The following is a 23789-nucleotide window of genomic DNA, read 5'->3' as shown; positions in this document are numbered from 1 at the left end:
CAGCATATCGAACCTGCTCAGGTTTCGCTGGGGCGCTTCGTTACACGTTTAGCGTTCGGCTGCCACAATGGCGCCTTCAACGGCGTGTTTACCCTGAACGTGCTTCCTATTAAAGGACATCAATATGGTGCAAGGCCGTACGGTCGCAACGCGATTTGATTTTGACTGCCTGGTTTTCATCGGCCGTTTCCAGCCGCCGCACTTGGGCCACGTTGCGGTTATTCGTGAGGCGCTCAAACGCGCCCGCCAGGTTATCGTGCTGGTGGGGTCGGCCTGGCAGGCACGTTCGCTGCGCAATCCCTGGCGCTTTGACGAACGTCAGGCCATGCTGCGCTCGGGGTTTGACGATGATGACAACCAGCGATTGGAAATCAGCCCGCTGCTGGACGCGTTATATAACGATGATGTCTGGGTGCGCGATGTGCAAAGCCGGGTGCGCGATCTCACCGTGTCAGGCAACGCGCGCCTGCCGCGCATCGGCCTGATTGGCGCCAGTCGCGGGCAGTCCAGCTACTATCTATCGCTTTTTCCCCAGTGGGAGTCGGTCAGCGTTGCGCTGGTTGAAGGCATCTCGGCCAGCCAGATACGCGAGCGCGTGTTTCGCTCGTCGATCTCCAGCGCCGACTATTTAAGCACCGGCGCCTTTCATGAACTGCCGCCGGGCGTAGTAGCACGCATCGAGGCATTTTGCCAAACGCCGCCGTATCATCAGCTGATCGAGGAGCAGCGTCTGCTGGAGCAGTATCGCCGCGCCTGGGCGGATGCCCCCTACCCGCCGATTTTTGTCACCGTCAATGCAGTTGTGGTGCAATCTGGGCATATTTTGCTGGCCCGGCGCAGCGCCGCGCCGGGAAAAGGCCTGTATGCACTGCCCGGCGGCTTTATCAGCCCCCACGAGCGGCTGTTGGATGCCTGCCTGCGCGAGCTGCGCGAACGCATTCGGCTCAAGGTGCCCGAACCTGTGCTTAAAGGATCACTGCGGGGGCAGCGGCTTTTCGATGAACCGCACCGCAGCTGGCGCGGGCGCACCCTGGCCGAGGCATTTTACTTTGCCCTGCGCCCGGACCAGCAGCTACCGCGCTTGAAACCGGTCAAGGGCGGCGATCACGCCCGCTGGGTAGCGCTGGCCGATCTGGAGCCGGAAAGTCTGTTTGAGGATCATTTCTTTATCATTCAAAACTTTCTTGGTCTGCCTGCCGATTTTGGCAGCAGCATTTAAGTAACGCTCAGGCCTGAAGAAAGTCGCGCGGCAGCTCCATCATTTGCTTCCAGAGCCGTTCCACGCCGGGTTTGTGTACCAGCGAGCAGCGATATAGGCGAATTTCCAGGGGGATATCCCAGGTTTCGCCGCCGGCGCGTACCAAACGGCCGGTTCTCAGCTCGTCTCGAATGCAAAAGTCGGGAATCCAGGCAACGCCAAAGCCGTGCAGCACCATGCTTTTGAGCCCCTCGGCCATGGCGGTTTCGTATACGGTACGCAGTCGCAGACGCAGCGGATCGTTTTTTAACAGCATCCGTACGCTGCGTCCGAGAAATGCGCCTTGCGTGTAGGCCATATAAGGAATCGGCCCTGCGTCGGTCAGCGAATAGCGCGGCGCACCGCTGTTATCCGGCAGCGTTACCGGCAGCATTTTGACCTTGCCGACAGAAAACGACGGGAACACGTCCTGGTCCAGCTGCATGGTGGCAAACGGATCGTAATACGCCAGCATCAGGTCGCAGTTGCCCTCGCGCAATACGTGAATGGCATCGCCAACGTTCATTGCTACCAGGCGCGTGGGCAGCTCTCCGAGCCCTTTTTGTAAACGCGAAATCCATGGCGGGAAAAAGCTTAGCGCCAGGGAATGAGCGGCCACGATATCCAGCGCTTCGTTGGCAATGGAAAGCCCGCGCAGATGGCTCAGCGACTCGTTGAGCTGCTCAACCAGGTGGCGTGCCGTTACCAAAAACAGCTGCCCTTCTGCGGTTAGGCCGATAGGCGTTGTGGAACGATCGACCAGGGTGGCTCCCACGGCCTGTTCAAGCGCACGAATGCGCCGGCTAAAGGCCGGCTGGGTAACGTGTCGCTGGCGTGCCGATCCCGAAAAGCTGCGCGTATTGGCCAGGGCGACAAAATCTTCGAGCCATTTTGTTTCCAGGTTCACCCTTGTCTCCTTTTTGCCCCGGACGTTTCTGTACGTAGTCAACGTGGTGTTAGCAGGTCATCTCATTTATCGATGCAGGAAAACCGTTTAACGATAAAGGGCGCCAGCAAGCGTGTGCTACGGCAGCTATTGGATAGGGGAAGTTAAATACGCCGCGCGTGATATGACTTTTTTCCATAGCGGCTGCCCTCGCAGCTCGTCAAGGCTGACCTCACGGCACTGGTGAAAATCACGGCGTAGCATAGCATCAACGTCAGCGGCAAAGTGGGTGCAAGGGAGAAAAGCAGTGATTTCAAAATTTAGCCGAAATGAGCGATTATCAAGATTAACAGTCCCAATGCTTGCTGCATCGCTGTCAATTAGAATAACTTTTTGGTGTAAGAATCCGGGTAGGTAACGGTATATTTTTACGCCACCGCGCAGCATGTCCGGTAAAAATGCCAGCGCCGACCAGTATACCAGCAGATGATCAGGCCGCTCCGGCATCATCACGCGTACGTCAACGCCGCGCATGGCCGCCAGGCGCAGCGCATCTTGCACGCCCTGATCGGGAACAAAGTACGGGCTGGTCAACCATAGCCGCTCTTTGGCGCTATAAATCAGGTTTTGCACCAGCAAGCTGGCGGTATCCTGCTGGTCTGCCGGGCCAGACGGCACGATAACCACCGGATGGTCTGCCGTTTTGGCAACGCAAGGCTGCCAGTCAAGTTCGAGCACCTCGCCTGTCGCCCAGTGCCAGTCTTCCCAAAAGGCTTCTTGAAGCCCCAGTACGCTGGGCCCTTCAAGTGCCAGGTGAGTATCACGCCAGGCGCCGTGACGCTTGCTTTGCCCTAGATATTCCACGCCCACGTTCAGGCCGCCAACCCAGCCCTTTTGGCCGTCTACCACGGTGACCTTGCGATGGTTGCGAAAATTAATCTGGAAACGATGGCGCAGCCCCCGGGAGGAACGAAACGGACTTACAGATACGCCTGCCGCATTCAGTTCGGCCAGGTATGCCTCGCTCAGCGCGTGACTGCCGATCTCGTCGTAGAGAAAGTGCACCTGCACGCCTCGCTCTACCGCCTTAAACAGGTGTTTTTTCAACCGCTGGCCCAAGGCATCATCACGGACAATGAAAAACTGCACCAGGATATATTTTTGCGCGCTATCCAGACCGGCAAACAGGCTACTGAAGGTGGCCTTACCGTCAATCAGCAGGTCAGCCTGGTTCCCCCGGGTCAGCGGCATCATCGCAAGCTGTTCGACGGCTTGAATTTCGGTGCTGCCCGGCTTGGCCAAGTGCGGCATGATCTGCGCGCGATAGCCGGAAAGTGCTTGGCGCAGTACGCTGTCGCGTGCGCCTCTGGCAGAGACATAGCCGTAAAAACGTGGGCGACCAAACAGCCAGTAGGCGGGTACCGCCACGTAAGGAAAGGTGAGCAACGAAATGATCCAGGCCACCGCGCCTTGCGAGGTGCGACTCGACATCAGCGCCATTACCACTGATACCAGGCCCAGCAAGTAAAACAGCGCCACCATCACGCCCACTAGCGAAGACGTCATAAAGACTCCATCGACAAGAACAACAGCGCCACAAGGCAATAAAAAGCCCCGCCGGGCGGGGCTTTATGCAGACAAATGGCGTCCACTCATCAGCGTTCTATATTACGCTTTTTCCGCGATAATCGCCTGCCATTTTGCCGGGCCCGTCTGGTGAATAGACGTTCCCTGGGTATCCACCGCAACGGTGACCGGCATATCTTCTACTTCAAACTCGTAGATGGCTTCCATGCCCAAGTCTTCAAAGCCCACGACGCGTGAGCGCTTGATCGCTTGGGCTACCAGGTAGGCTGAGCCGCCTACCGCCATTAGATAAACGGCCTGATTGTCGCGGATGGCCTCAATCGCTGCTTCACCACGTTCGGCCTTGCCCACCATACCCAGAAGACCGGTGTCTTCCAAAAGGGTGCGGGTGAACTTATCCATGCGCGTGGCGGTGGTCGGCCCTGCCGGCCCCACCACTTCTTCGCCTACCGGGTCGACCGGGCCGACGTAGTAGATAAACCGCCCTTTCAGCTCCACCGGCAGCGGCTCGCCGCGGCCGAGTATATCGATCATGCGCTTGTGGGCAGCGTCACGGCCGGTAAGCAATTTACCGCTGAGCAGCAGCGTATCTCCTGGCTGCCAGTGTTTGACGTCGTCCGGGGTGATGCTGTCGAGGTTGACGCGCTTGACGTTATCCCCGGCTTCTCGGGTAATTTCCGGCCAGTTTTCGAGTTTGGGCGCGGGCAGTGCCGCCGGTCCGGTGCCGTCCAGGATAAAATGCGCGTGGCGTGTTGCCGCACAGTTGGGAATGATTGCTACCGGCTTGTTGGCCGCGTGGGTCGGGTAGTCCTTGACCTTGATATCCAGCACCGTGGTCAGCCCGCCCAGCCCCTGGGCGCCGATGCCGCTGGCGTTGACCCGCTCGAAAAGCTCCAGGCGCAGCTCTTCGGAGCGGTTCTGCGCGCCGCGCTCCTTGAGCGCCTGGATATCGATAGGATCAAGCAGCGCTTCTTTCGCCAGCAGCATGGCTTTCTCGGCGGTGCCGCCAATGCCGATGCCCAGCATGCCCGGCGGGCACCAGCCGGCGCCCATCTTGGGCAGCTGCTCCATTACCCAGTCGACCACGCTGTCCGACGGGTTGAGCATGGCAAACTTCGACTTGGCTTCGCTGCCGCCGCCCTTGGCCGCTACGTGAATCTCGACCGTGTCGCCGGGCACCAGATGGTGGTGAATAATCGCCGGGGTGTTGTCCCGTGTGTTTTGCCGCGCCCCGTCCGGATCGGCGAGCACGGAGGCGCGCAGCACGTTATCGGGTAGCTTGTAGGCTCGGCGCACGCCCTCGTTGACCATGTCATCAAGGCTCATGCCATCGGCATCAAAGCGTACGTTCATGCCTACGTGGACAAACACCGTGACAATGCCGGTGTCCTGACAGATCGGCCGGTGGCCGAAAGCGCACATCCGCGAGTTGATCAGGATCTGGGCGATAGCGTCCTTGGCGGCGGGGTTTTCCTCACGCTCATGGGCATCGGCCATGGCGTCGATAAAATCCTTGGGATGATAGTAGGAAATATACTGCAGCGCATCGGCGACGCTTTGTATTACGTCGTCTCGGGTAATCACGGTCATGGACATACGGCCTCACGGGGTTTTTTCGTTGACACTTCTATTGTACCCGTCCTGTTCTGCCTGCGCGTAGTTGGCTAAGTGTAGTTTTTTAGTTTATGTAACTATTCAGGTGGCGTCGGGTGAGACTCGCCAACCCGCTGTTCCTTCAGGCATAGTACCGTCATTCGACTCCCCCACCCAGCAGGCAACATGACCATCAGAGATATCAACGTCGACGAGGCCCTCGAGCGGGTCCGGCAGCAGCTCAAGGAAGACCGCACGGTCTCTCCTTCGCTGCGCGCCGCGATCGACGTCCTGATGCTGCTGGTCAAGCTGATGGCGGACCGGCTGGCGACCAGCAGCCGCAATAGCAGCAAGCCGCCGTCACAGGACCTCAACCGCCAACGCCGCTCCCGGGCAAAGGGCGAGCGTCGCCCCGGCGGGCAACCGGGTCACGAAGGCAGGACGCTGGAGCCGGTTACCGACCCGGATGAGGTCGTATCGTTGCGCGTCGATCGCCGCACTCTGCCCAACAAGGGGAGAGCGTATCACTCGGTCGGCGTTGAGAAGCGTCAGGTCCAGGACATCGTGATCCAGTCGGTGGTGACCGAGTACCAGGCCGAGGTGCTGGAGGATGATCGGGGCCAACGCCATGTAGCGCCGTTTCCCGACGGCGTGACCCGCCCGATCCAGTATGGCCCGCGTCTCAAGGCGCATGCCGTCTATCTCTCCCAATACCAGCTGCTGCCTTATGCGCGCATTCGGGAGCTGCTGACGTCGCAGTATGGCCTGTCACTGAGCACCGGCACCCTGTTTGCCTTCAACCAGGAGGCCTGCCGACGAGCCGAGCCCTTTGCCGAGTGGGTGATCCCGGCGCTACGTGAAGCGGCTACCGTGCATGCCGATGAAACCGGGATGCAGGTCGGTGGCAAGCGCTACTGGCTGCACTGCGCCTCGAATGAAGCCTTGACCTACCTGGCGCCTCATGCAAAGCGCGGCCAGGAGGCCATGGACGCCATCGGCATCCTGCCTTACGTCCAGGGAGTACTGGTGCATGATCATTGGAAGCCCTATTACCGCTACCACGATTGCCGGCACGCGCTGTGCAATGCCCATCACCTTCGCGAACTGACCGGCGTCCGGGACAACGACCAGCAAACCTGGGCGACGTCGCTGCATGATCGGCTGTTGGCCATGAATCGCGCCGTCGATGAGGCGGGAGGCTGCCTCCCGGCAGACGAGGCGCAGCGCTGGCGAGTTCGCTACCGGGACTGCCTGGCGGAGGGTGAGGCCGAATGTCCGCCACCGGCCAGGCCACCCCCCGGAACCCGTGGGCGCACCAGGCGCACCAAAGCGCGCAACCTGCTCGAACGCCTCCGGGCGTATGAGGATGACGTGCTGCGCTTCCTCGAGGATCCTGCCGTTCCCTTCACCAACAACCAGGGAGAGCGCGACCTGCGGATGACAAAGGTCCAGCAGAAGATCTCGGGCTGTTTCCGCTCGTGGGAAGGGGCGGAGATCTTCTGTCGGATGCGCAGTTTCCTCTCGACGGCCGTTAAACAGGGCCTGGCGGCGCACACGGCGCTGGAGCAACTGTTTGCCGGTGAGGTGCCTGCCTTCATGCGAGAGGACGAGCTGGATCAGGCAGCATGAGCTAAATAGTTACTAGTTTATATTTTATTACGTGCAATATAACGGTATAATTTTTTTACCCGTGAAGAGGCTGGCACTGCGGGCACAGGTATAGTCGCCTTGAGCTTACCGTAGTGCGTTCGATGGGAGTGGCACAGCGGTGGCAGCCAAGGCCCTCGCGCTCAAAGGCGGCAAAACGACGCTGGCGCGGCGCTTCACCTTCGCGTTTGGCCTTTTTCACCCATTCCGGCGCGTTGGTCACCCCTTTCTCGCGATAGGTTTGCCAGGTCAACGCGATGACATAGCGCGCCAGCCGGGCAAGTTCGTCATCAGCAAGGTCCTGCGGACGCGTCTTGTAATGCAGCCGGGCAAAAAACAGAATCTCGCTGCGCAGGTAGTTGCCCAGCCCGGCAACCAGGCCTTGATCCAGCAAAAGCCCGCCCAGCCCTCTTCGGGCAAAGCGGGTATCCTGCAGGCGCTCGGCTACCTCGTCTTCGGTGACGTTTTCGCTTAATAGATCCGGCCCCAGGCGAGCAAGAAACGGGTGCTCGTTGATTGTCGCTGCGTCCCACAGGCTGACGTCAGAGGCGCTATAGAGACTGGCGGCGCGGTCACCGGCTTCAAATCGCACCCGCAGCGAGCGCTTTGTCTCCGGCTCAACGCCTGCCGCATGCAGCTTCCACACGCCGTAAAGCTGGTTGTGCGAGTAGAGCACCCGGCCGTTGTCAAAGCGCGTGAGCATGGCCTTGCCTCGGGTGTCCACGCGCTCAACCTGATGGCCAATCAGCGCGCCGGCGTGGGGTTTGAGCGCATCAAAGGCAAACCAGGCGTCGTCCAGCGGCCTGCCGGCCAGCTGCTCTTGTACGCGGTCGGCCGCGCGGCGAATTTCAGGGCCTTCAGGCATTGTTTAGCTTAGCTCCAGCTGTTTTTCCTTGAGGGCATGGAGCTGATCGCGCAGTTTGCCTGCTTTTTCAAACTCCAGGTTATGTGCCGCCTCGAACATGGCATCTTCCACTTTACCGATGGCTCGAACCAGCTCTTCCGGGCTCATACCTGCCGGATCATAGAGAGACGCGTTTTGCGCCGCCTGACGCTCGCCGCCCCGGCGATTGGTATTCTTCGCCCCGGGCGCCTGGCCGGCTTCCATGATATCCGCCACCGAGCGTGAAACAGTCGTTGGGGTAATGCCGTGGGCCTCGTTGTGTGCCATCTGCTTGGCTCGGCGGCGCTCGGTCTCGTCAACGGTGCGCTGCATGGACTGGGTTACCCGATCACCGTACAGAATTGCCGTACCCTGGGCGTTGCGCGCCGCGCGGCCTACGGTCTGAATCAGCGAGCGCTCATTGCGCAAAAAGCCTTCCTTGTCGGCATCCAGCACCGCCACCAGCGAGACCTCGGGAATATCCAGCCCTTCACGCAGCAGGTTAATGCCCACCAGCACGTCGAACTTGCCCAGCCGCAGATCGCGGATGATCTCCACCCGCTCCACGGTGTCGATGTCCGAGTGCAGGTAGCGCACGCGCACATCGTGATCGTCCAGATATTCCGTCAAATCTTCGGCCATGCGTTTGGTCAGCACCGTCACCAGCACGCGCTCGCTTTCGGCGGTGCGCCGGCGGATTTCCGAGAGCAAATCATCTACTTGGGTACTGGCCGCGCGCACCTCGATTTTCGGATCGAGAAGCCCGGTGGGGCGCACCACCTGCTCCACGACCTGGCCGGCGTGTTCGGCCTCGTAGGGGCCCGGGGTGGCCGAGACGAACACCGTCTGGGGGCACACAGCCTCCCACTCGGCAAACTTCATGGGCCGGTTATCCAGCGCCGAGGGCAGGCGAAAGCCGTATTCCACCAGGGTTTCCTTGCGCGAGCGGTCGCCTTTGTACATGCCGCCCACCTGGGGCACGCTGACGTGGGATTCGTCGATGAACACCAGCGCATCGTCGGGCAGGTAGTCGAAAAACGTCGGCGGCGCCTCGCCCGGATTGCGCCCGGAAAGATAGCGCGAGTAGTTCTCGATGCCGTTGCAGTAGCCCAGCTCCAGCATCATTTCGATGTCGTACAGCGTGCGCTGCTCAAGCCGCTGGGCTTCCACCAGCCGCTCTTCCTGGCGCAGGCGCTTGAGCCGCTCGGCAAGCTCTGCCTTGATCGAATCCACGGCGGCCAGAATGGTTTCGCGCGGGGTGACGTAGTGGGACTTGGGATAAATCGTCATGCGCGGCACTTTAGCGCGTATATCGCCGGTCAGCGGATCAAACAGGCGGATGCTGTCGATCTCGTCATCGAACAGCTCTACCCGCACGGCTTCGTCTTCGGCGTCGGCGGGAAAAATATCGATCACGTCGCCGCGCACGCGGTAGGTGCCGCGCTTGAAGTCCACGTCGTTGCGGGTGTACTGCAGCTCCGCCAGGCGGCGCAGAAACGCCCGCTGGTCGATTTCTTCACCCCGGGTAAAGTGCAGGCGCATCTTCAGGTACTGATCGGGATCGCCCAGGCCGTAGATCGCCGACACCGACACCACGATCAGCGCATCCCGGCGTTCCAGCAGCGCTTTAGTGGCGGACAGGCGCATCTGCTCGATGTGGTCGTTGATCGAGGCGTCTTTCTCGATAAAGGTATCCGACGACGGCACGTAGGCTTCGGGCTGATAGTAGTCGTAGTAGGAGACGAAATATTCGATGGCGTTATCGGGGAAAAACGCCTTGAACTCGCCGTAGAGCTGGGCCGCCAAAGTCTTGTTGGGGGCCATGACGATGGTCGGGCGCTGCAGCGTCTCGACAATGTTGGCCATGGTGAAGGTCTTGCCCGAGCCGGTCACGCCCAGCAGCGTCTGATGGCTAAGCCCGGCATTAAGACCATCTACCAGCCCGGCAATGGCATTCGGCTGATCGCCCGCGGGGGAAAACCTGGATTGCAGGCGGAACGCTTTACTCATCTCGACTCCTGACAGGCCATGTGCCGCTTATGATACTTCAATACCCAACTGCAGCCCCTCCACCGCACGAATCAGCGCCTCGCGCCGCGCACTTCCCTCCACCTCGGCGCTGTGACGAGACACTTCGGCGCTGTCAACGCCGTCCAGCAGCATCAGCGCAGTGGTAATCCGGTTCACCTGGTCGGCACCGGTTACGCCTGCAAACGTGAGTATATGCTGTGCCATGTAAAAACTCCCCAAAAACTATACAGTTATTTATTGCATAAAGGAACGGTATAAACACCGCGAGCGTAGCATGGCCCGCGCTTTTGCCATTAAGCCACCCGGAGGATACATGGTAGGCTCAAAGGCCGTTTTCAAGCGTTCAACCCGAGGACACCGATGACGATCTACGCCCACACCGCACCGCTGAACCACCTGGCAGCGTTGGATATTCATGGCGCTGACGCCTTAAGTTTTTTGCAGGGACAAACCAGCGCTCAGCTCAGCCTGGCTGACGGCCAGTTTGCACCGCTCACCTGCTTTTGCACGCCCAAAGGGCGAATGCTGGCCAACGGCCAGCTTGCGCGCGTAAACGAAGGCCACTACCGGCTGATCCTGCACGCTTCACTGGTCGTGCCGCTAATGACGCACTTGAAAAAGTTTGCCCCGTTTTACAAAGTCGAGCTTAGCGCCGCCGACACTGCGCTGCTGGGCGCTAACCGCGCGGATGCTCAAACGCTGGCCGAACACCTTGGCATGACACTACCCCACCAGGCCTGGCAGCAGGCCAACGCGGGCGAAGCCAGCATCCTCTGCTATCCCGAAGAAAGCGCCGGCAACAGCGACGGCTGGCGCTGGCTGCTGATGCTGCCCACCGCAAAGGCAGACGCACTCCGCTGCCAGGGAGATGCCGCCCGCTGGCAGCGGGCCGATGTGCACCGCGGGCTGGTCTGGCTTGAAGCCGAGCAGCAGGACAGCTACCTGCCGCAGATGCTCAACTGGGAAGCGCTGGGCGGCATTAGCTTCAAAAAAGGCTGCTATACCGGCCAGGAAGTCGTCGCCCGGGCGCACTTTCGCGGCCAGGTGAAAAAGCGCTTGCAGCTGGGCTATCTGGACGCTGAAAACGCACCGGCCAACGGCGCGGGCGTTATCGCAACACACGAAGGCGCAGACGACGGCAAGAACATCGGCGAGGTGGTGGCCAGCGCTCCGGCGGAAAACGGCCAGATCGCTGTGCTTGCCGTACTCAACACCCGGCCGCTGGAAAAAAACCCCGCGCTTACCGTTGACGGCGCAGCCTTTGCGCTAGCCGCGCTGCCCTACGCCGTTGAGCGCGTGGATCCGGAAGCGCTGGCCGCCAACCTTGTTGAGGCAAACGCCAACTAGCGCAAAAGCCTGAACAGCGCTTGGGCATTAGCCGTGGTGCTGGCGGCTATGCGGGCGGTATTGTCGCCGCGCAGCGCGGCGACGTGCTCACACACCCGGGCCACGTTGGCAGGCTCGTTGCGCTTGCCCTGCTGACCCTGAAGGGGCATGTCGGGGCTGTCCGTTTCCAGCACAAAGCCGTTTTCCGGCAGGCTTTTTACCGCGCGGTGAAGCTTTTTTGCCCGCGGATAGGTCAGCGCCCCGCCAAGGCCCAGCGTATAGCCCAGGTCAACAAAGCGCTGCGCCTGCTGCGGCGAGCCGCCAAAGGCGTGGATCAGCCCGCCCCTGGGCAGCGCCAGCTGGCGCAGTCGCTTGGCCACTTCGTCGTTGGCGTGCACGCAGTGAATGACCACGGGCAGATCAAAGCGTTTGGCCAGACGCAGCTGAGCATCAAACAGCCGCCATTGCGCTTCCAAGGTGTTTTTAAAACGGGCGTCGATACCGCACTCGCCCACCGCAACGACCTCAGAATGCGCGTCAAGCGCCGCTTCCAGCGCCTGCATATCAGCGGCATTTTCCAGCCGGTGGGCATCCATGAAATACGGATGCAGCCCGAGGCATACGCTCACGTCTACGCGCCTGCCCAGCGCCAGCACGCCGGGCCAGGCGCCTCGGGTGGTGCCCGGTACCACAAAATGGCGTACGCCTGCCTCGCCGGCGCGGTCAAAAACCGCTGCCCGGTCAGCGTCGAAGTCGGCAAAGTCCAGATGGCAGTGGGCGTCAATCAGCACGATAGCGGCCTAGTGTTCCCGAGTCGGGCGGAAGTTAACGTCGGGCCAGCGCTCCTCGGTCATCTGCAGGTTCACCCGGGTAGGGGCGATGTAGGTCAGATAGCCGCCGCCGTCGATGGCCAGGTGGGTGCTGGCTTTGCGCTTGAGCTCGTCAAGCATCTTGGCATCGTCGCAGTACACCCAGCGGGCCGTGTACACGTTTACATTTTCGTAAATGCAGTCCACTTTGTACTCTTCCTTGAGTCGGTGCGCGACCACGTCAAACTGCAGCGTGCCTACCGCGCCAAGGATCAAGTCATTGTTATCCAGCGGCATGAAGACCTGAGTCGCACCTTCTTCGGAGAGCTGCTGCAGGCCCTTCTGCAGCGCTTTCATTTTCAAGGGGTCTTTCAGGCGCACACGCTTGAACAGCTCCGGGGCAAAGTGCGGAATGCCGGTAAAGCGCATGTCCTCGCCCTGGGTGAAGGTATCACCGATCTGGATGGTGCCGTGATTGTGCAAGCCGATAATATCTCCCGGCCAGGCTTCCTCTACGTGGGCCCGATCCGAGGCCATAAAGGTCAGCGCGTCGGCGATTTTCACGTCCTTGCCGATGCGCACGTGGCGCATTTTCATGTTCTTGTCGTACTTGCCTGAGCACACCCGCAAAAAGGCGATGCGATCGCGATGCCTGGGGTCCATGTTGGCCTGAATCTTGAACACGAAACCGGTAAAGCGCTCGTCGTGCGCGGTCACTTCGCGGGTATCGGTCTCTCGTGGCTGCGGTGCCGGGGCATACTCAACAAAGCCGTCGAGCATTTCGCGCACGCCAAAGTTGCCCATGGCAGTGCCGAAGTACACCGGCGTCAGCTCACCCCGGCGGTAGGCTTCCAGGTCGAACTCGTGGGAGGCGCCGCGCACAAGCTCCACCTCCATGCGCAGCTCTTCAGCCTGGTCTTCGCCCAGCACTTCGTCAACTTCGGGGCTGTCCAGCCCTTCGATGCGTCTGTCCTCGGGAATGCGCTGCCCCTGCCCCTGGGTATAGAGATGAATCACGTCGTTATACAGGTGGTAAACGCCCTTGAAACGGCGCCCCATGCCGATGGGCCAGGTCATCGGTGCGCACTGGATATCAAGCACGGTCTCGACTTCGTCCATCACTTCGATGGGGTCTCGGGTGTCGCGATCCATCTTGTTGATAAACGTCAAAATCGGCGTGGTGCGCAGCCGGCAGACCTCCATCAGCTTGACGGTGCGGGCCTCGACGCCCTTGGCCGCGTCGATCACCATCAGCGCCGAGTCTACCGCGGTGAGCGTGCGGTAGGTATCTTCGGAAAAGTCTTCGTGACCCGGGGTATCCAACAGGTTGACCACTCGGCCATTGTAGGGAAACTGCATCACCGAGGTCGTCACCGAGATGCCGCGCTCCTGCTCCATCTTCATCCAGTCGGAAGTGGCGCTGCGGTCGTTGCGCTTGCTTTTCACCGAGCCCGCCATCTGAATGGCATTACCAAACAGCAGCATCTTTTCGGTAATGGTGGTCTTGCCTGCGTCAGGGTGGGATATGATCGCGAAAGTTCGGCGCAGATCGGCCTCTTGCGCGACTTGTTGGGCTTGACTCATCGTGCCTCGCAAATCGTGTGAAACCCGGGCCTGGTTTGCGGGCATTGCTGCCCGGCCAGCCGAGTGAAATAGCGTTGGCGTGAATTATACCCGCCCCGGCCGCCACAGGCATAGGCAAGGCCGGCGTCCATAGAACGCTCACACACAAAAACGCCGGCGTTTCGGCCGGCGTTTTGCGCAGATATCTGGCGTCTGCGCGTATCAGGCGTAGGTGTTGACCTGGGTGCCGAGGGTGCCTTCAGCGGCAAGATCCATCTGGCCGCCGGTAGAGGCCGATTCCAGCAGCGCGGTGACCTGTTGCTGCTGGCTATCCAGCGCTTCTTTGAAAATATGCATCTGGGCCTGCTGCGCGGTCTGCGCCTGGTTCAGATACAGCGATTGGCTGACCATATTGCTGACAGAAGCATCCATCGCAGACTCCTTGGCATTACGAAAGGGATGTTACCGAGCGTAGCAAAGCTTGGCACAGGCCGCAAAGCCGCTTAGAAACGATCAGCGCGATAAGGCGACATATCGATAGCGGTCGGCTCGCCGTCCATCATGCCGGCCAGCAGCTCACCGGTCGCCGGCCCCAGCGTGAAGCCTTGATGGCCGTGGCCGAAAGCCAGCCACAGGCCCTGATGCCGAGGCGCCGGGCCAATAACGGGTTTCATGTCGGGCAGGCACGGCCGTGCGCCCTTCCACACCTCTTCATCCCGGCGCGGCCCCAGCGGCACCAGGCTTCGGGCAACTTTCTCCGCCGCCGCCAGCTGGCTAACGTGCGCCGGCGCATCAAGATCGTCCAGCTCCGCCCCGGTGGTCAAGCGCACACCGGCATCCATGGGCGCCAGCAGATACCCCACCTCGGCATCCATTACCCAGCTGTTCAACCGAGGCTTTTCCGCTGCAGCGCCGCGTGTCGAATCCTGGTGCGCATCTTGGTCTCGGTGCGCATAGTGCATGTGGTAGCCACGCTTAACAAAGGTGGGGAAATGATACCCCAGCGGCTTCAGCCAGCGGCCGGCCCAGGGGCCAAGCGCCATGACCACGTCGTCGGCCTCCAGCGTTTCCTCGGTTGTGGTAACGCGCCAGCCGCCCTGCGTCTGCGTCACTTCGGTGATGTCACCCTGCCTGCATTCGCCGCCTTCGGCCTCAAAGGCACGGGCATAGGCGGCCACCAGCGCGCCGGGATCGGTAACCGTCCAAGGGTCGAGCCAGTGAATCGCGCCGATAACGTCGTGGCTTAGCGCCGGCTCCTTGGCGGTCAGCGCCTCGCGGTCGAGCACCTGAAAGCGTACGTCGAAGCGCCGGCGATTGTCTTCGGCCTCGGCCAGGCGTTTGTCCAGGCGTTGTTGCGTGCGGAACAGTTCGAGAAAGCCGTCGTGGCGAATCAGCGCCTCGGCGCCTGCCGCTTTGATCATTGGCGCATGCGTGGTCAGGCAGCGCATGATCAACGCAGCGTACTCCGGTACGATGCGCCGATAGCCCGAAGGCCCCGAGTTGTGCCAGTAGCGCAATAGCGGTGTGGCCGCATGCAGCATGCCAGCGGGCCGGTAGCGAATATCCACCCGCTGGTTAGGCAGCACGCCAAGCAGGGTTTTCATATCACGCGGGAAAGCATAGGGGCGCACGGCTTCACGCTGAATGATGCCGGCATTGCCAAATGACGTTTCGCGGCCGGGCTCGCGGCGGTCAATCAACACCACCTCACGACCGCGCTTTGCCAGATGCCAGGCAATACTCACCCCCACCATACCTGCGCCCAGTACCAGGGTTCGACGGGCCATTTTCTTACTCCTTGAGCCGATGCCATACGCCGTATCACCGGCGCTTATGTTGCGACGAGTTGCGCGCAAAAACGCGACGTGTGCGAATGCTCAAAATATCAGCAAATACAGCGCTTTAATATAGACTCAACGCCTGTTTTTAACTGAAAAAACAAGCCAATATTCTGCAAAAGGAAAAAATACGAGATAAAATCCTGGCTTTGCGCGATTCAGGCACAACAAAACCCATAGGGATGCATAAAAGCAATAAAGCGTATCAGGGTGAAAAATACGAAAACGGTATAAAAACGCCGGAAGGCGAAAGTACGACAAGAGGCCGCCAAAATGCTGGGCCAAACGCTGAAAGGATAAAACAACGCTGAAGGAATCGAAGGCACCGCAGGAAAAGCGTGGCCAAAAAAGAGGGGGAACAGCGTAAAACGCGAACGGTATGGGGTGGATGATGGGGATCGAACCCACGACCACCGGAGCCACAATCCGGGGCTCTACCACTGAGCTACATCCACCATAGCCGCTTTGCGATGTCAAACGCTGAAGACAAGTGCTGCAAAAAGCATGAACTTGCCTGGTACTGCTTTGCTGGGGTGGATGATGGGGATCGAACCCACGACCACCGGAGCCACAATCCGGGGCTCTACCACTGAGCTACATCCACCGCTGCAAAGCATATGCCTGAAGATACGGCATGCCTGAGCCATTACGGTCTGGCCTATGGCGCATAAAATGGCGCGCCCAGCAGGAATTGAACCTGCAACCTACGGCTTAGAAGGCCGTTGCTCTATCCGGTTGAGCTATGGGCGCGTTGCTTATCCACCGGAGCAGAATCGCCCGCGCTTTATCGAGCCTCAACCGCCGCACGACCGACACAGCTGGTCGGGATGGAGGGATTCGAACCCCCGACATCCTGCTCCCAAAGCAGGCGCGCTACCAGGCTGCGCTACATCCCGAACTCGCGCAAACGCCAAAGATTCAATGTTTGAACCCAAGGCTTGGGCGCTACCGCACGGCTTGTCTCAAGCGAGGCACATAATACTGTTTTATTTTTTGAAGTCAACTCCTGTTGCAAAAGGCCTTGATCAGCAAAGGACTTTGGCTTTGCCTTACGGTCCCGGCATGCGAAAATCCCCGCCATCAAGGCACAAGCCAGCGTTTACAGCACAGGCGCATACACCGCACGGCGCGCCCCGCGCTGGCCGGGCCGCGTCTTTTTTGGATTTCAACCGCGTTTCCCCCACCACAAGGACTGCATTGATGACCGCCCAACTGATTGACGGCAAAGCCATTGCCGCTGATGTACGCCAGCAGGTGGCTGACAAAATTCAGGCACGGTTTAACGCCGGCGCCCGCGCCCCGGGGCTGGCGGTGGTACTGGTCGGCGCTGATCCCGCATCGCAGATTTACGTCAACAGCAAACATCGCGCCTGCGAACAGGCCGGCATCGTCTCTTTTCAACACGAGCTTCCCGGCGATACCAGCCAGCAGGCACTGGAAGATTTGGTGGACCGCCTCAACGACGATCCCCGAATCGACGGTATCCTGGTCCAGCTGCCATTGCCGGAACACCTGAACGCGCGGCCGATTCTTGAACGCATTTTGCCGCACAAGGATGTCGACGGCTTTCATCCATACAACCTTGGCCGTTTGGCCCAGCGTCTGCCCGCGCTGCGCCCGTGTACGCCCAAAGGCATCATGACGCTGCTGGAAAAAAGCGGTCTGGCAGTTCGCGGGCTGGATGCCACCGTCGTTGGCGCCTCCAACATCGTCGGCCGCCCCATGGCGCTGGAGCTGATGCTGGCCGGCTGCACCACTACGGTATGCCACCGCTTCACCCAGAACCTGGAAGCGCACGTTCGCCGCGCCGACGTACTGGTGGTGGCGGTGGGCAAGCCGGGACTGGTCAAGGGAGAATGGACCAAGCCCGGTGCTATCGTCATTGACGTAGGCATCAACCGCCAGGAAGACGGCAAGCTGGCCGGCGATATCGACTTTGCCACCGCCTCCCCTCTTGCCGGCCATATCACCCCGGTGCCCGGCGGCGTTGGCCCCATGACCGTGGCCACGCTTTTGGAAAATACCCTGGATGCCGCAGAGCATCACGCCCCTTCCGGAACGGTTTGATCCACCGCCGCTTCCGTTTTTTCAAGCCATCCCAGGAGATCTTGTTTTGCAGCCTATCGGCATCATTGGCGCCATGGCGCAGGAAGTCAGCATTCTGGCCGACCGGCTGGAAGCCCGCGAACGCGTGGAGCACGCCGGCGGCGTATTTCATAGCGGCCGCTATCACGGCGTTGAGGTGGTAATACTGCAGTCCGGCATCGGCAAGGTAAACGCAGCCGTAGGCACCGCCATCCTGCTTGAACGCTACCGCCCCCGCGCCATCATCAACACAGGCTCTGCCGGCGGCTTTGCCGGCGATCTGCGTATTGGCGATGTGATTGTTTCCGACGAAGTGCGCCACCACGACGTCGACGCCACCGCCTTTGGCTACGCACTCGGCCAAGTGCCGAACATGCCCGCCGCCTTTGCCGCTGACGCCGGCCTGCGCCGAACCGCCCGCCACGCCGTGGAAGCGCTGGGCGAAATCCGCGTGCGCGAAGGCATGATCGCCACCGGTGACAGCTTCATGGCCGACCCTGAGCGCGTCAGCGCCACGCAAACGGCGTTTCCCACCATGCTTGCGGTGGATATGGAAGCCGCCGCCATTGCCCAGGCCTGCTATCTGTTCGGCTGCCCGTTTGTGGTGGTGCGAGCACTGTCCGACCTGCCCGGCGACGGCGATAACCACCTGTCGTTTGACGAGTTTCTTACGCTGGCCGCCGAGCGCTCCTCACGCATGGTCGATGAGATGCTGCGCCAGCTGGCCGGCGCCTGAGCGCTACCCGGTGATCAGCTTCCAGCTCAGGGTGTCGCCGGCTTTCATGGGAACGATGCGCTGGCCGTCGGCATAGGCATAGCTTTGCGGCAGCTGCCAGTCGCGCCGCTCCAGAGTAAGCCGCTCGGCGTTGCGCGCCAGGCCGTAAAAGTCGGCGCCGTTATGACTGGTGAAGGCCTCGAGCTTGTCCAGCGCGCCCGCCTGTTCGAACGCCGTGGCGTAAAGCTCTACCGCCGCCGGCGCGCTGAACACCCCGGCGCAGCCGCAGGCAGATTCCTTGTCGCCCTGAGCGTGGGGCGCGCTGTCGGTGCCGAGAAAAAACTTTTTGCTGCCCGAGGTCGCCGCTTTCAACAGTGCCTGGCGGTGGCGCTCGCGCTTGAGAATCGGCAGGCAGTAGCAGTGCGGGCGGATGCCGCCCACCAGCATATCGTTGCGGTTGAGCAGTAGATGCTGGGGCGTCATGGTCGCCGCCACGTTCTCGCCCGCCGCCAGCACAAAATCTGCTGCCTGAGCGGTGGTGATATGCTCACAGACCACTCTGAGCGTAGGATGGCGCGCCAGCAGCGGCGTGAGTACCCGCGTGAGAAATTCGGCTTCACGATCGAAAATATCCACATCACCGTCGGTGACTTCGCCGTGCACCAGCATCGGCATGCCCGATGCCGCCAGCGCCGCCACGGTATCATCGCAGCGGGCAAGGTCGGTGACGCCGGAAGACGAGTTGGTGGTCGCCCCGGCCGGGTAGAGTTTGACCGCCTTGACGATGCCGCTGGCCCGCGCCCGCTCGATTTCTTCCGGCGGTGTGGTATCAGTCAGGTACAGCGTCATCAGCGGGTCAAACGTCGTATCCGCCGGCAGCGCCGCCAAAATCCGCTCACGATAGGCCCGCGCCTGCTCGGTGGTGGTCACCGGCGGCTTGAGATTGGGCATGATGATCGCCCGGCCCATCTGCGCGGCGCTGTGGCCCACGGTCGCTTCCAGGGCGGCGCCGTCGCGCAGGTGCAGGTGCCAGTCGTCAGGGCGGGTCAGGGTAATGGCGTCCACGCGGTGTCCTCTTTTGTCAGCGATAAGGGGGCTCGGTCAAAAGCGAGACGGCAAAAGCCTCGCTCCAGGCAGCACTTTGCCGAAACGCCGTGGCAAAAGCGAGTCCAGCGCATCGGCATTTGGCCAAAATGTGGCGTATCATGGCCGCCCTATTGCGTCTTCGGCTCTTTTTCAGGAACCTGATTCATGCGTAACGTTCGCCGCGCCGCCGACATCGTCGCCGGCCTTGAAGGCCTGATGTGGCTTGGCCTTGGCTGGTCCATTTCGCTTTCTATCTATCAAGGCAGCAACGAGCCGGTTCTGGCCGCCGCGCTGCTGGCCGGTACGGTGGTGCTGTTCAGCTGGGTCCATCGCCCCTTGCGCTTTCTGCTGCGCCGCTTTCGCGTGCGTAAACGGCGCACGGATATGTGGATGCATCTGCTGGCGCTGCCGCTGCTGCTGGCCATGGCGCTGTACCTGATGCTGGACGCCGTACTCGGCGAGGCCTGGCTTCCACCGAAGATGCTGCTGGTCAACGTGCTCGCAAGCGCCGGCTGGCTGACGTTTTTGCTGACCCTTTTTTTGAAATACGTGGCGCATAGCCTCAAGCCCAAGCGCAAAGCCCACAGCAAAGGCGATGCCGCCGCCCACGACGATATCCGCACGAGTTGATTGCCATGCCCGCCGAGCTGCTATTGCCGCTATCCACGCCCAACCGCAACCTGGTACGCCTGACCATTGTGCGCGGCATTACCTGGACCGGGTTTTTGCTGGCCATTATTGTCGGCGTGGAACTGCTCGGTTTTGATATGACCGTGCCCGCCGTAGTCGGCGTGGTAATCGCCATGGGGTCACTCAATATTGCCACCTGGTGGCGGCTGGGCCGTCCGCGTGACGTGGAGCACACCGAGTATTTGCTCCACCTGCTGGCCGACATCACCGGGCTGACCCTGCTGTTTTATTTCACCGGCGGGGCTACCAATCCCTTTATTACCTACTATCTGGTGCCGGTTACCATTGCCGCCGCCACCCTGCCGTGGTGGCACACCTGGGTCATTGCCGCCTGCGCCATGGGCGGCTACAGCTTTTTGCTGTTTTACTATCATCCCATCCCCCAGCTGCACATGACCGGCGATAGCACGCTAAGCCTGCATATTCTCGGCATGTGGCTGAATTTCGGCCTGTCTGCCGGGCTGGTGACGTTTTTTATCTACAAAATGGCCCACGCCCTGCGCCGCCGGGACCGCGCGCTTTCCCATACCCGCGAGGCTGCCCTGCGCAACGAACAGGTGCTCGCCGTGGCCACTCAGGCCGCCGGCACCGCCCATGAGCTGGGCACACCGCTTTCCACCATGGCGGTTTTGCTCAACGAAATGGAAAACGACGTCGACCCCGATACCCCGCTACACGACGACATTACCCTGCTGCGCCAGCAGGTCGGCCTGTGCAAAGCACGCCTGCAGCATCTGGTAGAAAGCGCCGATCGGCGCCGCATGGCGGAACCCGAAGTGCGCGACGCGGCCGAATGGCTGGAGGGCGTAGTGCAGCGCTGGCTGGTGCTGCGCCCGGACGTCAGCCACCGGCTGACCGTAGCCGAACGCCGCGGCCGCCCCTGGCTGGCCGTGGATGCGACCCTGGATCAGGCGCTGACCAACCTGCTGAACAACGCCGCCGACGCCAATCCGGAAGCCGTCACCATTAGCCTGGAATGGCAGGATGACAGCGTAGTGATCGACATTCGCGATCACGGCCCTGGCGTAGAGCTGGCGATTGCCGATCAGCTGGGCGAGACCTTTGTGTCGACCAAAAGCAAGGGCATGGGCATCGGTTTGTTTTTGACCCACGCCACCATTAACCGCTTCGGCGGCGGCGTCAGTCTGTACAATCACCCCGACGGCGGTACGCTCACCGAGGTGACGCTGCCGCTAGAGGCGCCACCCGCGGGCTAATATCGCCTACGCTCAATCACCCGTCGAGGTCTTTATGCCAACGTCTGCACAACGTCTGCTCATCATTGATGACGATGAAATGTTCTGCCACGTGCTCAGCCGGGCGCTGGGCCGGCGCGGTTTCGACGTACGCGTAGCGCACGACGCCGATGAAGCGCTGGCGCTTGCCGTTGCGCACAAACCCACCATGGCCACGCTGGATCTCAAGCTTGAGCAAAGCTCCGGGCTCAAGCTGCTCCCCGACCTGCTGGCAACGCTTCCCCAGTGCCGCGTTGTGGTCCTTACCGGCTACTCCAGTATTGCCACAGCGGTGGAGGCGATCAAACTCGGGGCGATTAACTACCTGTGCAAGCCCGCCGATGCCGATGACGTACTCCACGCCTTTGAGCATCAGCAGGGCGATCCCGACACCGAGGTTGCCGAGCACCCCCCGTCGGTCAACCGCATTACCTGGGAGCACATCCAAAAGGTGCTGCAAGAGCACGACGGCAACATCTCGGCCACCGCCCGGGCGCTGGGCATGCACCGGCGCACGCTGCAGCGCAAGCTGCAAAAGCGCCCGGTTCGCCGCTAGACGCAGCCGCCGTCGTTATAAAGCAGACGCCTGATCAGGGTTTTCAGGCGCCGTAAACAGCCGCGCTGTCAGCTGCTGGGCCAGCTGCGCGGCCTGCTGCATGCTGTCAAGTTCGCGCAGGTCATCCAGAATACGCCGCTGATACCACACCCGCTCGCCGAAAGCGTGGCGATACAGACGATAGCTACCGGACGGCAAGGCCAGCAGTCGTTCATCCGCGGCGCCGTCGGCTTCGGCGCTTTCATCCAGGGAAAGCGCGACCAGCCATAGCGCACAGGGCGTAATCAAAGCCCCTGCCAGCAGCGTCTCACCGTCCGGCTCGGAAAGGCGCTGAAAACACAGTGCGTCCACACCCAGCCGGGGATTGTAATGCTCGACGGTTTTAAGCGTTACCAGATGCGCATCGCGATACGCTCGCGCCATGTCGGCGAGCATGGCGTATTCCGCACCGCTCGGTGCTGCTATATGCATGGGCTTTCTCCCTGGCGGATAAAAAAAGTAGGCAAGACATCGTTTATCATAACGCGACTTGATAAGCCGCGTAGCAAAGGCCTATTGGTCAGGCAGGCCTCAACCGGCGATAATAGCGCGCCTGCCCCGCAATGCGGGCCACGCGACGGCCCGGCCAGCGGTATCAACAACGTGTCACAGGAGTTCTGCCTCATGTTCGTGGTCATTTACGGACGCATGTCCTGCCCTTTCTGCGTACAGGCCAAAATACTCGCCGAACGGCTGGAAGAAAACGGCCGCATCCACGGCGTGCGCTATGTCGACATGCCCGGCGAAGGCATCACCAAAGAAGACCTTGCCAAGACCGCCGGAAAACCCGTGCATACGGTGCCGCAAATCTTTATCGACCAGGAACACGTCGGCGGTTTTGACGAGTTTCAGGCGTTTGTGCGCCATCACCCCACGCTGAGCGCCTGAATCGCTGCCCGCCGGCGCCTCGCCCCTTTCTCGTTTCTGCTGTTATATTGGCCTGATCATCGCGTGCACCACACAGCACACCCAGCATCCATGTGCCGTACCGCGCATTTTTACGCCAATAGGATCACCGGAAATGCCGATACTTACCGGACTGGTCAGCGCGCTGCTGCTGGCCGGCAATACGCTGTTCTGGACGCTGCCGCTTGTCGCGCTGACGCTGATCAAGCTGGCAACGCCTCGCCCGTGGCAGCCGGCGGTGCTCAAAGCGCTCAACGCCGTTGCGCTGAACTGGATCGGCTTTAATCTCTGGTGGATGCGCCACTGGCTCAAGCCGACGCTTGACGCCCGTCTACCCGCGGGGCTCACGCCCGATCAGTGGTGGCTGATCATCGCCAACCACCGCAGCTGGACGGATATTTTCATGCTGCTGACGGTATTTCACCGTCGCGTACCCATGCCGCGCTTTTTTCTCAAGGCCTCGCTTTTTTGGATCCCCGTCGTCGGCCTGGCGTTCTGGGCGCTGGAATTTCCCTTCATGCGCCGCTACAGCCGTAAGCAGATGGCACATAATCCGCGACTGGCCGACATCGATCGCCGCGCTACCGAACGCATGTGCCGGCGCGCGCGTCACCACCCCATTACCCTGTTCAACTTTGTTGAAGGCACGCGCTTTACCCCGGCCAAACGCGACGCAAGCCACAGCCCTTATCGCCACCTGCTGCGGCCCAAGGCCGGCGGTGTGGCCCAGGTCGTCCGTCTGCTGGGCGACCGGCTGGACGGCATCATCGACGTCACTCTTTATTACGCCAGCCCTGCCCCCAGCTTCTGGCGCTTTTTGTGCGGCCAGGAAGGCCCGATTACCCTTTGCGCCCGCCGGCTTGCAATTCCCGCATGGATGCCCCGTGCGCCTTATCACGATGACCCGCAGCAAAAGGCGCGCTTCCACGCATGGATCAACGCGCTCTGGCAGGAAAAAGACGACTGGCTCGACGAGGCCGAACGCCGGGGCTGATCAATGCGCCGGCCTTTTGCCTGGCGCGGGGTCGCCTGCCACGCGGCCCCATACAGCACCGCCCCGCACGGCAGGGCGAACGG

Annotated in this window: 22 protein-coding genes and 4 tRNA genes; 10 read left to right on the top strand and 16 right to left on the bottom strand. The window is 61.0% G+C overall.

Features of this window, described 5'->3' with window-relative positions; translation table 11 throughout:
* Positions 1-124: 124 nt before the first annotated feature.
* The gene (locus ACZ415_RS10810; protein WP_344704681.1) at positions 125-1219 is read left to right on the top strand and encodes a bifunctional nicotinamide-nucleotide adenylyltransferase/Nudix hydroxylase; all 1095 of its coding nucleotides are present in this window, start codon (positions 125-127) and stop codon (positions 1217-1219) included.
* A 7-nt stretch (positions 1220-1226) separates the two neighbouring features.
* On the opposite strand, the gene ACZ415_RS10805 is transcribed toward ACZ415_RS10810, so the two are convergent.
* The 3 genes from ACZ415_RS10805 to ACZ415_RS10795 form a co-directional block, all read right to left on the bottom strand.
* Positions 1227-2144 carry a LysR substrate-binding domain-containing protein gene (locus tag ACZ415_RS10805; RefSeq protein ID WP_344704680.1) on the bottom strand — a complete coding sequence of 306 codons (918 nt, stop codon included), beginning with the start codon at positions 2142-2144 and terminating at the stop codon, positions 1227-1229.
* A gap of 126 nt (positions 2145-2270) precedes the next feature.
* A complete protein-coding gene (gene cls / locus ACZ415_RS10800) occupies positions 2271-3689 on the bottom strand; it encodes a cardiolipin synthase (RefSeq protein WP_344704679.1) in 1419 nt (472 codons plus the stop codon).
* Between the two features lie 102 nt (positions 3690-3791).
* Complete coding sequence (locus tag ACZ415_RS10795) at positions 3792-5300, bottom strand: fumarate hydratase (protein WP_344704804.1); 1509 nt, start codon at positions 5298-5300, stop codon at positions 3792-3794.
* 189 nt (positions 5301-5489) lie between these two features.
* On the opposite strand from ACZ415_RS10795, the gene tnpC reads away from it, so the two are divergent.
* Entirely contained in the window at positions 5490-6932 is a 1443-nt protein-coding gene (gene tnpC, locus ACZ415_RS10790; RefSeq protein WP_464387713.1) for an IS66 family transposase, read from the top strand.
* Between the two features lie 55 nt (positions 6933-6987).
* Here tnpC and nei read toward each other — a convergent pair whose 3' ends face one another.
* Genes nei through ACZ415_RS10775 form a run of 3 tightly spaced genes read right to left on the bottom strand, consistent with a single transcriptional unit; the run spans position 6988 to position 10068 of the window.
* Positions 6988-7815, bottom strand: coding sequence for an endonuclease VIII (gene nei / locus ACZ415_RS10785; protein ID WP_344702479.1), 828 nt, complete (start codon positions 7813-7815; stop codon positions 6988-6990).
* A 3-nt stretch (positions 7816-7818) separates the two neighbouring features.
* On the bottom strand, positions 7819-9843 hold the full coding sequence (gene uvrB / locus ACZ415_RS10780) for an excinuclease ABC subunit UvrB (RefSeq protein WP_344702478.1): 2025 nt from the start codon (positions 9841-9843) through the stop codon (positions 7819-7821).
* Positions 9844-9870: 27 nt separating this feature from the next.
* Complete coding sequence (locus ACZ415_RS10775) at positions 9871-10068, bottom strand: hypothetical protein (protein ID WP_344702477.1); 198 nt, start codon at positions 10066-10068, stop codon at positions 9871-9873.
* A 156-nt stretch (positions 10069-10224) separates the two neighbouring features.
* Between ACZ415_RS10775 and ygfZ the strand changes: the two genes are divergently transcribed.
* Entirely contained in the window at positions 10225-11211 is a 987-nt protein-coding gene (ygfZ, locus tag ACZ415_RS10770; RefSeq protein ID WP_344702476.1) for a CAF17-like 4Fe-4S cluster assembly/insertion protein YgfZ, read from the top strand.
* On the opposite strand, the gene ACZ415_RS10765 is transcribed toward ygfZ, so the two are convergent.
* From ACZ415_RS10765 to ACZ415_RS10730, 8 genes are all read right to left on the bottom strand, one after another.
* Positions 11208-11981 carry a TatD family hydrolase gene (locus ACZ415_RS10765; RefSeq protein WP_344702475.1) on the bottom strand — a complete coding sequence of 258 codons (774 nt, stop codon included), beginning with the start codon at positions 11979-11981 and terminating at the stop codon, positions 11208-11210. The genes ygfZ and ACZ415_RS10765 overlap by 4 nt on opposite strands.
* 9 nt (positions 11982-11990) lie before the next feature.
* Entirely contained in the window at positions 11991-13583 is a 1593-nt protein-coding gene (locus tag ACZ415_RS10760; protein ID WP_344702474.1) for a peptide chain release factor 3, read from the bottom strand.
* A 201-nt stretch (positions 13584-13784) separates the two neighbouring features.
* On the bottom strand, positions 13785-13994 hold the full coding sequence (locus ACZ415_RS10755) for a putative motility protein (RefSeq protein WP_344702473.1): 210 nt from the start codon (positions 13992-13994) through the stop codon (positions 13785-13787).
* A 71-nt stretch (positions 13995-14065) separates the two neighbouring features.
* A complete protein-coding gene (locus ACZ415_RS10750; protein ID WP_344702472.1) occupies positions 14066-15349 on the bottom strand; it encodes an NAD(P)/FAD-dependent oxidoreductase in 1284 nt (427 codons plus the stop codon).
* Positions 15350-15780: 431 nt separating this feature from the next.
* Positions 15781-15855, bottom strand: a tRNA-His gene (locus ACZ415_RS10745).
* 74 nt (positions 15856-15929) lie between these two features.
* A tRNA-His gene (locus ACZ415_RS10740) sits at positions 15930-16004 on the bottom strand.
* A 69-nt stretch (positions 16005-16073) separates the two neighbouring features.
* Positions 16074-16150, bottom strand: a tRNA-Arg gene (locus ACZ415_RS10735).
* A 69-nt stretch (positions 16151-16219) separates the two neighbouring features.
* Positions 16220-16296: transfer RNA gene (locus ACZ415_RS10730), tRNA-Pro, on the bottom strand.
* Positions 16297-16600: 304 nt separating this feature from the next.
* On the opposite strand from ACZ415_RS10730, the gene folD reads away from it, so the two are divergent.
* Together folD and mtnN are read left to right on the top strand one after the other, a co-directional pair.
* Complete coding sequence (gene folD / locus ACZ415_RS10725) at positions 16601-17467, top strand: bifunctional methylenetetrahydrofolate dehydrogenase/methenyltetrahydrofolate cyclohydrolase FolD (protein ID WP_344702471.1); 867 nt, start codon at positions 16601-16603, stop codon at positions 17465-17467.
* A 46-nt stretch (positions 17468-17513) separates the two neighbouring features.
* Positions 17514-18221 carry a 5'-methylthioadenosine/S-adenosylhomocysteine nucleosidase gene (gene mtnN, locus ACZ415_RS10720; RefSeq protein ID WP_344702470.1) on the top strand — a complete coding sequence of 236 codons (708 nt, stop codon included), beginning with the start codon at positions 17514-17516 and terminating at the stop codon, positions 18219-18221.
* Between the two features lie 3 nt (positions 18222-18224).
* On the opposite strand, the gene pyrC is transcribed toward mtnN, so the two are convergent.
* Positions 18225-19265: a dihydroorotase gene (pyrC, locus tag ACZ415_RS10715; protein WP_344702469.1), complete on the bottom strand. Its 1041-nt coding sequence runs from the start codon at positions 19263-19265 to the stop codon at positions 18225-18227.
* Between the two features lie 186 nt (positions 19266-19451).
* Here pyrC and ACZ415_RS10710 point away from each other — a divergent pair, with 186 nt between their 5' ends.
* Genes ACZ415_RS10710 through ACZ415_RS10700 form a run of 3 tightly spaced genes read left to right on the top strand, consistent with a single transcriptional unit; the run spans position 19452 to position 21767 of the window.
* Positions 19452-19916, top strand: a complete 465-nt coding sequence (locus tag ACZ415_RS10710) for a hypothetical protein (protein ID WP_344702467.1) — start codon at positions 19452-19454, stop codon at positions 19914-19916.
* Between the two features lie 5 nt (positions 19917-19921).
* Positions 19922-21193 (top strand): ATP-binding protein, encoded by a 1272-nt coding sequence (locus tag ACZ415_RS10705; RefSeq protein ID WP_344702465.1) that lies wholly within the window; start codon positions 19922-19924, stop codon positions 21191-21193.
* A 34-nt stretch (positions 21194-21227) separates the two neighbouring features.
* Entirely contained in the window at positions 21228-21767 is a 540-nt protein-coding gene (locus ACZ415_RS10700) for a response regulator transcription factor (RefSeq protein ID WP_344702463.1), read from the top strand.
* Positions 21768-21782: 15 nt separating this feature from the next.
* On the opposite strand, the gene hybE is transcribed toward ACZ415_RS10700, so the two are convergent.
* Positions 21783-22238, bottom strand: a complete 456-nt coding sequence (hybE, locus tag ACZ415_RS10695; protein WP_344702461.1) for a [NiFe]-hydrogenase assembly chaperone HybE — start codon at positions 22236-22238, stop codon at positions 21783-21785.
* Positions 22239-22430: 192 nt separating this feature from the next.
* Between hybE and ACZ415_RS10690 the strand changes: the two genes are divergently transcribed.
* Complete coding sequence (locus ACZ415_RS10690; RefSeq protein ID WP_344702459.1) at positions 22431-22694, top strand: GrxA family glutaredoxin; 264 nt, start codon at positions 22431-22433, stop codon at positions 22692-22694.
* A 133-nt stretch (positions 22695-22827) separates the two neighbouring features.
* A complete protein-coding gene (locus tag ACZ415_RS10685) occupies positions 22828-23706 on the top strand; it encodes an acetyltransferase (protein WP_344702457.1) in 879 nt (292 codons plus the stop codon).
* The last annotated feature ends 83 nt before the right edge of the window (positions 23707-23789 follow it).

The organism is Halomonas cibimaris (assembly GCF_055379665.1).
Note: the sequence above shows the minus strand (reverse complement) of the source record. Positions and strands in the feature narration are given on the sequence as shown.